The 12,845-nt window shown below is 43.5% G+C and carries 12 protein-coding genes; 8 read left to right on the plus strand and 4 right to left on the minus strand.

All coding sequences use genetic code 11. From position 1 onward, the window contains the following. Positions 1-3 precede the first annotated feature (3 nt). The 3 genes from NH462_RS03480 to NH462_RS03490 all read left to right on the plus strand — a co-directional run bounded on the left by NH462_RS03480 (position 4) and on the right by NH462_RS03490 (position 3,027). Entirely contained in the window at positions 4-1,191 is a 1,188-nt protein-coding gene (locus tag NH462_RS03480; RefSeq protein ID WP_010368725.1) for an acyl-CoA dehydrogenase family protein, read from the plus strand. A 66-nt stretch (positions 1,192-1,257) separates the two neighbouring features. Further along, the gene (locus NH462_RS03485) at positions 1,258-2,706 is read left to right on the plus strand and encodes an aminotransferase class V-fold PLP-dependent enzyme (protein ID WP_253104064.1); all 1,449 of its coding nucleotides are present in this window, start codon (positions 1,258-1,260) and stop codon (positions 2,704-2,706) included. 111 nt (positions 2,707-2,817) lie between these two features. Then, positions 2,818-3,027, plus strand: a complete 210-nt coding sequence (locus NH462_RS03490; RefSeq protein WP_010368721.1) for a hypothetical protein — start codon at positions 2,818-2,820, stop codon at positions 3,025-3,027. A gap of 93 nt (positions 3,028-3,120) precedes the next feature. On the opposite strand, the gene epmB is transcribed toward NH462_RS03490, so the two are convergent. Beyond that, positions 3,121-4,137, minus strand: coding sequence for an EF-P beta-lysylation protein EpmB (gene epmB, locus NH462_RS03495; protein ID WP_253104067.1), 1,017 nt, complete (start codon positions 4,135-4,137; stop codon positions 3,121-3,123). Positions 4,138-4,179: 42 nt separating this feature from the next. Between epmB and efp the strand changes: the two genes are divergently transcribed. Both efp and epmA read left to right on the plus strand, forming a co-directional pair. Beyond that, the gene (gene efp / locus NH462_RS03500) at positions 4,180-4,746 is read left to right on the plus strand and encodes an elongation factor P (RefSeq protein WP_017217199.1); all 567 of its coding nucleotides are present in this window, start codon (positions 4,180-4,182) and stop codon (positions 4,744-4,746) included. A 67-nt stretch (positions 4,747-4,813) separates the two neighbouring features. Further along, positions 4,814-5,788 carry an elongation factor P--(R)-beta-lysine ligase gene (gene epmA, locus NH462_RS03505; protein WP_253104070.1) on the plus strand — a complete coding sequence of 325 codons (975 nt, stop codon included), beginning with the start codon at positions 4,814-4,816 and terminating at the stop codon, positions 5,786-5,788. Here epmA and NH462_RS03510 read toward each other — a convergent pair. From NH462_RS03510 to NH462_RS03520, 3 genes are all read right to left on the minus strand, one after another. Continuing rightward, a complete protein-coding gene (locus NH462_RS03510) occupies positions 5,785-6,999 on the minus strand; it encodes a methyl-accepting chemotaxis protein (protein ID WP_045987953.1) in 1,215 nt (404 codons plus the stop codon). The genes epmA and NH462_RS03510 overlap by 4 nt on opposite strands. 93 nt (positions 7,000-7,092) lie before the next feature. Next, on the minus strand, positions 7,093-7,815 hold the full coding sequence (locus tag NH462_RS03515; RefSeq protein ID WP_017217196.1) for a glycerophosphodiester phosphodiesterase family protein: 723 nt from the start codon (positions 7,813-7,815) through the stop codon (positions 7,093-7,095). Further along, the gene (locus tag NH462_RS03520) at positions 7,812-8,675 is read right to left on the minus strand and encodes a DMT family transporter (protein WP_021032591.1); all 864 of its coding nucleotides are present in this window, start codon (positions 8,673-8,675) and stop codon (positions 7,812-7,814) included. Before NH462_RS03520 ends, NH462_RS03515 begins: the two co-directional genes overlap by 4 nt. 132 nt (positions 8,676-8,807) lie before the next feature. Between NH462_RS03520 and NH462_RS03525 the strand changes: the two genes are divergently transcribed. From NH462_RS03525 to NH462_RS03535, 3 genes are all read left to right on the plus strand, one after another. Next, a complete protein-coding gene (locus NH462_RS03525) occupies positions 8,808-9,902 on the plus strand; it encodes a sensor histidine kinase (RefSeq protein ID WP_253104073.1) in 1,095 nt (364 codons plus the stop codon). Further along, a complete protein-coding gene (locus NH462_RS03530) occupies positions 9,899-10,501 on the plus strand; it encodes a response regulator transcription factor (protein ID WP_010605828.1) in 603 nt (200 codons plus the stop codon). Before NH462_RS03525 ends, NH462_RS03530 begins: the two co-directional genes overlap by 4 nt. 106 nt (positions 10,502-10,607) lie before the next feature. Continuing rightward, a complete protein-coding gene (locus tag NH462_RS03535; protein ID WP_253104076.1) occupies positions 10,608-12,794 on the plus strand; it encodes an ATP-binding protein in 2,187 nt (728 codons plus the stop codon). Positions 12,795-12,845 lie beyond the last annotated feature (51 nt).

The raw sequence follows: 12,845 nt of genomic DNA on the forward strand, positions 1-12,845 counted from the left end.
AAAATGAATAACAAAATGACATTTGAACAAATAGATAACAATATTGATGGAATTATTAATCAAATAGCTGCGGCGAGTGCAGATATTGAAGCACTGAGAAGATTACCAGAAAGCACGGTTACTCTGCTCAAAGAGACCGGTGTATTCAGTATGGCGATGCCAAAATCAATGGGGGGCGCTGAGCTAGATCCAATCAATCAAATTAAATTGATTGAGAAAATATCTCGAGCCAATAGTGCGGCAGGGTGGTGCACTATGATCGGTTCAGACAGTGGTTACTTTGCAGCAATGTTACCTCAAGAGCTGGCAACAAAAACCTATCCAAACCCTCATGTTATCAGTGGTGCAGCTCTATCACAAACGGGTAAAGCGCGTAAAGTTGCGGGCGGTTATATGGTAAGTGGTCGCTGGCCCTTTGTCAGTGGTTGTAATAATGCTGAGTGGTTGATTGCGGGTTGTAAGGTGTATGACGGTGAAGACATGGTGTTACTAGAGGGAGATATTCCGCAAACACTGCAATGTTTTTTAAATATGTCAGATCTCGAAATCCTTGATACTTGGCATGTGATGGGGCTACGGGGCACTGGTAGTAATGATGTCGCATTACAGCAAGAGATATTTGTGGCAGAAGAAATGACGTTTAGCTTCCAGCAACCAAGAAGTTTTCAGGATGGGGCGCTTTATCAATTCCCCATGGCCTTTATGTTTAATTTCTCTGCTGTACCGCTTGGGGTGGCACAATCTGCATTAGACTTTTTCCTTTCGGAAGCAAATAAGCCAACCAGGCAAGTGCATCAGGCAGGGCAATTTTTAAAAGGCCGGGCATTAAAAGATGAATCTTTTGTACAAGGTGCAGTTGGCGAAGCGGCAACTAAACTTAGAGTGTTAAGAGCATTTTTGTATCATGAAGTTGAGCAAATCTGGTCTTTATTGAAGCAAGGTGAGATGCCTTCACCTGTGCAACAGGTGGCCTTTTTAGCTGCTACCACTGAAGTATTTAGTGGCTGCCAAGAGATTGTAGAAACGTTAGTTAAGTGTCGTGGTGGTTCGGCGGTTTATCAGGGAAACCCATTAGAGCAAGCGCTTCGAGACATCGTCACTATGAATCAACACGCCATGACATCGCCGCGTAATCAACATCAATTGGGGAGAGCCTTACTTGGTGTTCCTCCAGAGCAAATCTTACTTTAAAAGGTGCAACCCGTATCCTTGATACGGGTCATCTCCTACACTTGTTAAAGAGCAAGGAGCCACGAAATGAATTCGTTAGAAAACTACTTTTTTCCTTACCGCGAGGGAATTATAGGTACAGAGCACAAGGTTTCTAGAAATAATCAGAGCAAGTCTTTAATTTATGCTGATTGGACGGCTAGTGGGCGATTATATGAGCCAATTGAACGCTATATAAATCAAGAGCTAGGGCCTTATATTGCCAACACCCATACTGAGTCCAATGAGACTTCTCGGGTGATGACTAAGGCATACCATGAGGCGCAAGATATTATCAAAGCGCATGTTAATGCGGATGATAATGACATCTTATTGTTTACTGGAAATGGTTCAACAGCGGCTGTAAATAAGTTGCAGCGTTTAATGGCATTGAAAAGCCCTCGTGTTGGTGATGAGCCCCTTCCCGTGGTTTTTGTTACACATATGGAGCATTACTCAAATCACGCTTCATGGCTGGCGTGCGACGTCGAAGTGGTTGTTATTCCTGCGGCTAAAGGTAAGCCAGCATCAGACTTAGCTGCCTTTAAACGTTTATTATCCGCATACGAGGGGCGTAAGATCATTGGTGCATTTAGTGCGGCCTCTAATGCATCGGGTGTATGTACACAACTCAGTAGCTTAGCGGCTTTAGTACATCAATATGGTGGTGTTTGTATTGCCGATTTCGCCGCCGCAGCCCCGTATCTTGAAATCAATATGCACCCAGAGCGGGACGAGTGCCGTTTAGATGCGGTTTTTTTCTCCCCACATAAGTTCCTTGGCGGTCCAGGTGCTTCAGGTGTGCTGATATTTAATAAAAATTTATATCAGCTAAATACGCCAGATCAACCCGGTGGTGGTACGGTGGAATCTGTAGATAAACAGGGTAATCCCACTTACATCGCAGACATTACACAAAGAGAAGATGGTGGAACGCCTGGTACATTACAAGCTGTTCGTGCTGCTTTGGCTGTGGTACTAAAGGAAAAAATGGGAGTGAAAAACATTCTTGCAAGAGAAAAAGAGCTCAGATTTTTGCTTGCACAGCAGTTACGAGAAATTTCAGGCCTTCATATTGTCGAAGATCAACCAGTTGAAAAACTGGGTATTATTTCCTTCTTTGTTAACAACCTTGACCACAATGACATTGCTGAGGAGTTAGATAACCAATTTGCGATCCAGGTTCGAGGTGGGATCTCTTGTGCAGGTTATTATGCACATCATATTTTTAAGAAGGAATTTGAAAAGCTTGGATGTGGTGTAAAAAGTGCGACGCCAGCAGGCTGGGTAAGAATTTCGTTACACCCGACAATGACGACAGCAGAAATCAATGAAATCGGCACTGCCGTTAAGGCTGTTGTTGAGCAGCTAAAGTCGAATAAAAAAGCCAGTAGTAAATTAAGCACAGATAAGTTAATGGCTCTTCGTGAGGTGGAACTATTTTCGCCTACAATAAACTGGAATAAACAGAATGAAGGAGTAGCAGTTGGTGTTTAACCTTTATTTTTTCGTTATTATGGATGATGAAATAAGTTAAAATTTATCCTAAAGGTTTAGTTTTTTACGTCGATAACTAACCTGATCCATCAAAAAGTCAGGTAATCACTTATGAATATTTCCGGAAGTAACCTACCTGCTATGTCTGGAGCTGGTCAAAGCGGTGAAGTATACAGCGCCGTTTTGGCAAAAAAGCAACAGAAAGCAGATGGACAGGCCGCGCTTGCTTTAATTGAATCTGCGGGCAGCAGTGCAGCAGCACAAACGCCAGCTAAATCAGTGACAGCAACGCTAGGCAACAACATCAATACATATGCGTAAGCTTATGTCTGATGGCACGTTGTCTTCGGCATGTCCGATAGATATGTGCAAAGCAATCGGTGCTAGGGTCATTAGCACCGATTTTTTGCTATTTTAGTCTAGTAAATTTAAGTCAATCGGCGTTTTACTTGGCTGACCACCAATTTCTCGCACTAATTTAGGCACCAAGAATCCCGGCAGTACTTCCAAAAGCTCAGCCATTATCGCCTTGGCTTCACGCTCTTCTACATCAAAATGACTAGCGCCTTCTACCTTATCGAGTAAATGCAAATAATAAGGCAGTATATCTGCATCGAACAGGGCTTCACTCAATTGGGCTTGGGTTGCGACATCGTTATTAATTCCTTTAAGTAGTACAGCTTGGTTTAGCAAGGTCACATTGGCTTGTTTAAGCTTTTGCATTGCCGCTTTAAAAGTACCATCGATTTCATTTGCATGATTAATGTGATTTACCAAAATCACCTTTAAATGACTCTTTGCTAAACGTTGGCACAATTCCTCGGTTACTCTCGCTGGGATCACCACCGGTAAGCGGCTGTGAATACGTAAACGTTTGATTTGTGGTATAGCCTCTAACTGTTCTAGCACCCAAGCTATCATGTCATCTTTGGCCATCAGCGGATCACCGCCACTTAAGATCACCTCATTGATTTCATGATGGGCGCGCAAATAATCAAATACAGGCTCTAAGGTGCGTTTGTTGACCTGATTATCCTGATAAGGGAAGTGGCGTCGAAAACAGTAGCGGCAGTTGATCGCACAACCAGTTTTTAGCATGAGTAATACCCTAGAGCGGTACTTATGTAACAAACCTGGTACAGGCGCGTCTTGTTCTTCGAGTGGATCTTTACTAAATCCCGCTTCAGTTAAATATTCCTGATGTACAGGTAACACTTGTAAAAGCAAGGGATCATGACGATCTCCGTGGCGCATTTTAGCGATAAATGGGCGAGGTACTCGCATAGGAAACAAGCGCTTAGCTGCAAAGTCTCGTGCATCAAACTGGTCATGCAACCCCAAGATGTTGAGTAGCTCTTGTGGGTCGGTGACAACATTTGCTAATTCTTTTTGCCAGTTAGTCTGCAAATTTACTTCATTTATTTGTATCATTAGCAGGTTAATTACTCGAATATACGTAGATTAGAGGATACGATGGCGAATTATAGCACCAACGAGTTCAAGGGCGGCCTAAAAATTATGATGGACGGCGAGCCTTGTTCTATCTTAGAAAATGAAATGGTCAAGCCTGGTAAAGGACAAGCGTTTAACCGCGTTAAAATCCGTAAGCTTATCTCAGGTAAAGTACTAGAGAAAACATTTAAGTCTGGCGACTCAGTGGAAGGCGCAGACGTAATGGATACTGATCTAGCGTATTTATACACTGATGGTGAGTTCTGGCATTTCATGAACAACGAAACATTTGAGCAGATCGCAGCTGATGAAAAAGCACTTGGCGATAGCGTAAAATGGTTGGTTGAAAATGACGTTTGTACTATCACACTGTGGAATGGTAACCCAATCGCAGTAACACCACCTAACTTTGTTGAGCTTGAGATCACTGAAACCGATCCAGGCCTGAAAGGCGACACTGCGGGTACTGGTGGTAAGCCTGCAACGCTGAGCACAGGTGCTGTTGTTCGTGTTCCTTTGTTCGTTCAAATTGGTGAAGTGATCAAAGTTGATACGCGTAGTGGCGAATACGTAAGCCGCGTAAAATAATAGCGTAAAGCAATTTACGATGTTTTATAAATCCCAGCATGTTGCTGGGATTTTTTTGGAGTAAACAATGACGGTGAACAATTGGCAGCCAAGTGCAACGATAGAGACGCTTAGGCAAAGGGCTGCGATTTTAGCGAAGATACGGCACTTTTTTGCTGCTCGTGATGTGATGGAAGTCGACACGCCGAGCCTTTCTCAAGCCTCAGTGACTGATCCTCACTTAGATACTTTCCATACTCGATTTGTTGGCCCAAATCACTGCCAAGGCTTGCCGTTATTTTTACAAACGTCACCTGAGTATGCGATGAAAAGACTACTTGCCGCGGGTAGTGGTGCGATTTTTCAATTATGTAAGGCTTTTCGTAACGAAGAGTCAGGGCGTCATCACAATCCAGAATTTACGATGTTAGAGTGGTATCGTCCGGGCTTTGACGAATTTGACTTAATGGCAGAAATCGATGAGTTGATGCAGATGTTATTGGACTGTCCAGCTAGTGATTCGATGACTTACCAGCAAGCCTTTGAGACCCATCTTGGATTTGACCCTTTAAGCGTGTCGCTGACGGAATTGAAAGCGCACGCCAATAAATACGGTTATGGTGATATTGCAGCTATCGAGAATAATCCAGATACTTTACTGCAATTGCTATTTTGCATGGAAATTGAGCCTAAAATCGGTCAGCAGCAACCTTGTTTTGTTTATCACTTTCCGGCATCGCAAGCGGCACTGGCAAAACTTAACCCGAAAGACAATCGCGTTGCAGGGCGTTTTGAGCTCTATTACCGCAACATGGAACTCGCCAACGGATTTAACGAATTGACGGATGCAGTAGAGCAAAGAGCGCGTTTTGAGCAAGATAACCAACTCAGAGCTGAGATGGGATTGCATCCAGTGCCGGCTGATGAGCGGTTATTGGCTGCACTTGACGCGGGGATCCCCGATTGTGCTGGTGTTGCACTGGGAATAGATAGGCTAGTCATGCTGGCGCTAAACAAAGCGAGTATCAGCGAAGTGCTCACATTTGATGTTTCGCGGGCTTAGCGCCGCGAAACAAAGCGAGTAAGTTCTTTTTGAGTGGTTTCTGTGAGCTTTTGGGCACTTTGGCATTCAGCTAACGCGCCATCAATTTGTGATTTAGATTGCTGACCCAGTTCGACAATTTGTTGCACTGCTTGGTGGGTATGTTTTTGCGTTTCTTCAAGTTGGTGTACCGCACTAACGATTTCTTCTAATTGCGCTTGATTGCGTTCAAAGTCATCACTCATCGAAATAAAGCCTTGAGAGGTATCGCTGATGGCTTTCTCTGCTGAGCTTGAATGAGAAATCAATTGTTCTGATTCTTGATTGGTTTCACCGACTAGCACATTCATTTGATTGATAAAATCGCTGATCTGGCGGGTGGCCGCATTGACCTTGACCGACAGCGCACGAACTTCATCGGCAACCACTGCAAAGCCACGCCCAGCTTCACCTGCTCGAGCTGCTTCAATTGCCGCATTGAGCGCAAGCAAGTTGGTTTGGTCAGAAAACTCTTCAACCATTTTTAGAATGTTGCGAATGTTCTCACTATTTTCTTTTAGGCCTGAAACCGTCGATGAAAAGTTACCTAGTAGCGTGGTGATTTGTTTTACTTCAGCGACAAGCTTAGTTAGCGACTGTGATGAACCGCGAACAAAGTGCAAGCTTTCAGTGTTGGCCTGATAAACCTGATCGGTATTGTGCACAATACTTTGTAAACTGTGACTGACCTGATCGGAAGCGGCAATAATCGTGTCACCTTGGCTCAGCTGCTGCTGTCCATACTTTGCGGTACTTTGCATGGAGCTGGTGATATCGCGGTTGCTTTGTGTCGCCGCAGCGGCACTTTCGTATGTTTTTTCCAATAATAGACTAAGGTGGGTGGTAAAGGTGTTGTACTGCTCGCTTAAATCTCTAAATTCGTCATAAGTGAATTGTGGCAGTTTCGCATCTAAGTTACCGTTTTGGCGATTAACACGCTCCAATGACTCTTTCATCGCTTGTACAGGTCGTACGATTAAAAAGCGCATATAGAAGACGGTAAACGCAAACGCGGCAAGGATCACAATAGTGATAAGCCAAAACAGTCCCATACTCGCACCGGAGTGAGCAAGTTCAGAATATAGCCAAACCAAGCTAATAACCTGAAATAGGAGTAAAAAGCCTAAATTGCCAACAATTTTACGAGAAAGGGTATAGAAAAACGTCTGTTCTACAAAATTATAAATGCGCATATATAAACTCATATTGGGCTCATCATTGTGCCACTTTATTTGTCTCAGTATAGATGAGCTAAATGGAATAACAATGCTAAAGCGATCAAGCAGTTACTCAATTGGGGTGGCGTAGGCGCCAATGCCCTGTAAATACATTTTGGTTTGGCATGGAAAGTTGGTGAAAATACCATCCACCCCGAAATCTAGCATCATATCTATGTCTTGCTGTTTATCGACCGTATAAGCAAATACCTTTAATCCGCGAGATTTTGCGTCCAACACATATTCATGATTAATAAAGTTTTTGTCCATATGAATGCTGTAGGCATGGAGCGATTCGGCAAATTGCGCATAATGAATTGGAATAGAAGCGGTTAACGCGCCAATTCTTACCCAAGGTAATTTTTGCTTTAGCCACAATAGTTGATGATGGTCAAAAGAGGAGATGAGTAGCTGCTCTCTGGTGATCACGCCTTGCTGGATATGTTCTTCAATATAGGTAACGAATTTATCTAGGCCAAAGGTATGCTTTAGTTCTAAATTGATATCTGTCTGTTTGCCTATCGTAGCGAATACTTGCTGCAACGTGGGAATTGATTGCCCTTTACCGGCATCAAGCGTAGCAAGGTAGGCTTGAGTTTGTTCATTAACTCTACCCACGCCGTTGGTGGTTCTGTCTAGCCAAGTGTCGTGGATAATGGCGTAATCATCCGCGCAACTTTGCACATCCAACTCAATACCATCAACGCCAATATGGAGAGCCGCTTCTATTGCAGCAAGTGTATTTTCTGGATAGCTGCCACTGGCTCCACGGTGCGCTAAGACTTGAATCATGCTTTTTTCCTTGTAATAGACCAAGTTTCAAAACAGGCTGCACTAACTACCAACAACCCGCCAAGTAATGTTGTAAGTGTCAACGTCTCGTGTAACAGAATATAAGCTAATAGCGTTCCATACAATGGCTGTAAACAAGAAATTAACCCTGCAGTGGTGGCAGATAAATAACGTAGGCTAGAGGCAAACAAGGCGTGTGGAATTGCCGTAAATATTGCTCCTGCAAGCAAGATTAACCAGATGTTTTCTGTGGATACTTGCTGAATTGGCACTTCCACAAATGCTAACAGCATGAGGCATGCAACAAGCGTTTGATAAAGCATTGTGTGTGGGCCGCTATAGTGAGAAAAGAAGCGCTTTTGGAGCAAGTTGCGCAGCGCAAAGAGTGCGCCCGAGAATACGCCGGTAATAATCCCCAAGGTAACTTGGTTGCCAAGATTCGCTTCTGGTACTAACAGATAGATACCAAATAACACCGCGCTCGCACTGATAAAATCTTTTAGTTGTACACGGCTGCGAGTGAAAAGTGGCTCTAAAAAAACGGTGATCACGGGGTAGGTGAAAAAGGCAATGATCCCAACTGCAATTCCCGCCATTTGCATGCCTGCAAAGTAAGTCACCCAATGGAGTCCCACGATGACACCAAGAACTAAAGCAGTTAGGTAATCTTTTGTGTGTATTAATTTTATCGGCTGCCGTTGTATTTTGAGTAAGAGGAGTAGCACAACGAAAGCAACGGCGGTACGGTAAACGGTGATATCCAGTGCTGAGAGTGAAATTAATTTTGAAAATAATGCTGTTCCACCAAATAATAAAACGGCACTATGAAGCGAGAGCAAAGCGGATTGTTGTGGGCGCATATTGAATATTAGAACTGTTTTTTAGCAGTCTATCATTTAATCGCTTTGAGATGACAAGATTGTTGACACTTGTCACTCAACATTCTGCGCTTAAACGTAAATAATAATAAAAAGAGTGAATCAGAGAAGCTTGTGTCCATTACCACAGAATTTACCCTAGTTGAGAAACGGCGCTCATTTTGGAATGCCGGACCCCTTATATTTTCAACCTTTTATTTTTTCCCATTGATATTTAACTGGGCGCAATTGAGTGCAGTTAATATTGCGTTGCAAGTTGTTGTGTACCTTAGTTTTGTCGTGCTCTATTGGCAGAGTATTACAAAAACGGGCAATGCGTTGGTGATGAATTTAGTACTGATGGCAGGGCTTTGTGTCGCAGGTAGTTGGGTGACGACCGGGACGAGTTCGTTATTTGGCTTTATTGCTTTTTTCTGCGGTTTTAATTTTCTGCCTCGCTATAAAATCATTGCGATGCTGGTCATCATAGCGTTGGTATTGCTAACGGCTAAATTTATCGCCACCCAGCAAACGGTTTATTTCTTGATGCCTGCACTGTGTGTGGCGTGTGGACTCTTTATTTTTGGTTGGATGTCACACCGAGAGCGAGTACACAAAGAGTTGCAGAGGCAAAGTGAAGAGGAGATTAAGCGATTAGGCGCCGTGGCTGAGCGAGAGCGTATTGCGCGCGACCTACATGATTTACTCGGCCATTCACTCAGCTCGATAGCATTAAAAGCTGAGCTGGCGAGTAAATTTGCTGCTGCAAATGCATTAGAGCAAGCGCAATCAGAAGCGCAGCAGGTTGCAGGCTTAGCGAGAGAAGCACTAAGCGAAGTGCGCCAAGCCGTCACCGGCTACCATCAGCTAGCGCTTGATGCTCAGCTGCACATTTTGGCATCGAGGCTAAAAGATAAGGGCATTGCCGTAACGCTAGAATTGCAGGCGGTCACTTTAGATAAAGTAAGCGAAGCCTGTTTGTGCTTTTTTGCTAAAGAAATATGCACCAACATTATTCGTCACAGCGATGCAGATAAGGTTTGTTTCACACTGCGGCAAACTGACAATAATGTCTTTGTAGAAATTAAAGATAATGGCTCTATAAAGTCCATAAAAGAAGGAAATGGTTTAATGGGGATCCGTACCAGACTGAAAGAATGTGGTGGCCAATTATTTTATCACACCGAACAGGGCGGATACTTTAAGGCAGTATTAGGGGAAGTAGGATGATCAAAGTTTTTATTGTTGAAGATCAAGCATTAGTAAGAGGGGCTATCGCGGCATTATTGAGCTTAGATAGAGAGATTGAAGTGGTTGGCGAGGCTGAAAATGGTCAAGTTGCAAAGGAAAAGTTAGCAAAGTTAACGCCTGATATCGTGCTAACGGATATTGAAATGCCACAAGTCACTGGACTTGAGCTTGCTCAGCACTTACAACAAAAAATGCCAGACACAAAAGTAGTTATCATGACGACCTTTTCTAAAGCGGGTTATATTCGTCGTGCGATCACTTTAGGGGTAAATGGTTTTGTATTAAAAGAAGCTCCAAGTGAGTACTTGCTATCAACGCTGAAAAAGGTCATGAATGGATATAAGGTTATTGACCCAGAGCTGGCTTTGTACGCTTTGGAAGATGCTGATCCACTTACCGACAAGGAACGCAAAGCGCTGCGCTTAGCCAGTGAAGGACTAAAAACCGCTGAAATCGCAGGGCAGCTATTTTTGAGTGAGGGAACGGTAAGGAATTATTTATCCGATGCTATCGCAAAATTACATGCGACAAACCGGGTAGATGCAGCAAGAATTGCTAAGCAAAAAGGATGGCTGTAACTAGGTGTAATAGCATATATCCAGTTAATACTTCAAAATAATGCTGTGCGGTAATATACTGCACCATTCGCCAAGTAATAATAATGTATTAATTTTGAGTGCAATAATGGATCCTAAATTACTTATTCAAGTTACCGCAATAACGACTGTGATCTGTACAGTTTTTATGGCCGTAAACTGGTTTATTAATAAAGGCCTACCAGGCACTCGAGATTGGCTTATTTTCATTGCGCTCACTGCAATTGGATGTGGCCTGTTGGCCGCCTATACACTTCCCATTACGTTCTCAATTTTTATTCCCAATCTCACTATCGCATTTGGGCTTTTTTATCTGGCTCGTGGTGTTGATGCGTTTTTTAGTGTGAAAAGCAATTACATGCCTTGGTATGTATTAGCCGCATTGGGTATTCCCAGTTTTACTTACTTTTTGTACGTGGATTTTAATTTTATCGCTCGCGTCGGGATCAACTACTTAGTCTGGGCGATGGCGATGATTTACTGCCTGCGAGCGTTAAATAAAGGCCATAAATTATTATCACAACAGTTTAGTGCGGCACATTGGGCGTTTGGCCTATCGTGCTTGAGCTTATTGGCCGTGTTTACTTTTAGAGTAGTCATGCTTGGCGGCTACTCAGTGACAGACAGCCTTGTTTCGGCAAATTGGGTTAATCAGTTTTTTGCTGTCTCTGTGAGCACGATGCCGCTGCTGTTGTGTTTTTCTTTATGCCTGTTATGTAGCAGCCGTCGTGAAAAAGAACTCTGCCTGTTAAAAACTGCTGCTGAGCAGTCAGCGCAAGTAAAAGGACAGTTTTTAACGTTATTAAGTCATGAACTGAGAACACCACTAAACGCCATTGTGGGTCACGCAGAATCACTTAAAAAAGTGCCGCGTGAGCCCAATCGCCATGCTCAATTATGCGATGTTATCGTCCACGCCGCGATGTCGATGTCAGACTTAGCCAATCAAGTATTATTGCAAGCGAAAGGGGAATATGCGGCGCAAAATCGCGTGCCTGTCTCGCTTTATAGTCTTTCGCAAGAGTTAGTTCGCCTCTTACAGCCGCTGGCATTGGCTAAAGGGTTGAGTTTGAGGGTCGAGGTTAAAGGCCTGTATCCACAGGACGTTCATGTCGTCGAGCAAGATACATTGTCTTTGGTACTTAGAAATCTGCTCTCGAACGCGATTAAGTACACAGATAAAGGCATTATTACGCTGATCCTTGAAGGTACAAGTCGCGCTGAGGATAAGCAAACTATCCGCTTTGCAATTAAGGATACAGGCAAAGGACTGACTGAAGTACAAATGGAAAAGATCTTCGAACCCTTTGTCACATTAAATACCGAACAATCCATCTCGCAAAGTGCAGGATTTGGGTTGGCGTTATGCAAGCAACTGCTGCAAGGGTTAGACTCTGAGCTTAACGTCGACAGCAAGCTTGGCAATGGCACCGTGTTTAGCTTTGAGTTAGATTGCCAGTGTAGTGATTCACCGTTACAGAGCGCAGAGTTTAATACAGAGAAGCTAGCACTCAATGTGCTTGTTGTTGAAGATAACGCCATGAATATTGATGTGATCAGCACCTATTTAAACGATATGGTGAGTGAGTTTTCTATTGCTAAGTGCCTCGCAGAAGCTGAGGTCGCGCTATTAGAACACAATTTCGATATTATTTTGTTGGACATGCGACTGCCAGATGGTAATGGTCTTGAGTGGTTTAAAGAAGGCTTCAACGAAATTGGCTTCACCTCCAGCGTTAAGGTTATCGCGTTAACGGGTGATGGCGATCCTGAATTGAAAAGGCGATGCCTCCGAGCTGGCATGCAGGACTGTTTAACTAAACCTATCATGCCAAGCCGTTTATATGCGGCACTGGAATGTGCGACTGTAAAAACAACTTCTCGCTTGGAATGTAAGACTCTGATTGATCAATCAAGATTTATGGATCTCGCAAATCGTGAAAGTTCAGGCGTGCTGGCGACGAAATTGATGTATTTAGCAGATCGATTTGAGTACGAAATTGCGCAAATTAAAGGGCTCACAGAGTTGAATGTAACTGACTTAGCCGTTGATAAACTTGCCTACATTGAAAACGAAGCACTGGAGCTTGGCATGGTGAATTTTGCCGAGCTTGTTCAAGCAGCAACTGCGCAGCTAAGTTACTCGGAAGAGCAAGTTGATTGGGACGGTCTTGCTATGGTTGCTAGACGCTCAGTTGAGCGTTTATTAGAACTTCATGCCCAAATTGCAACACTGGAGTCGGTATCAAATTCAGTGGTTAATCTATCTGCATAAAAAGATTCATCGATCTTGGCCTAGGTCATTAGGCTATTTTGGGTTAAAATA

Origin of the sequence: Pseudoalteromonas sp. OANN1, from assembly GCF_024124685.1 — a bacterium.
GTDB lineage: Bacteria > Pseudomonadota > Gammaproteobacteria > Enterobacterales > Alteromonadaceae > Pseudoalteromonas > Pseudoalteromonas piscicida.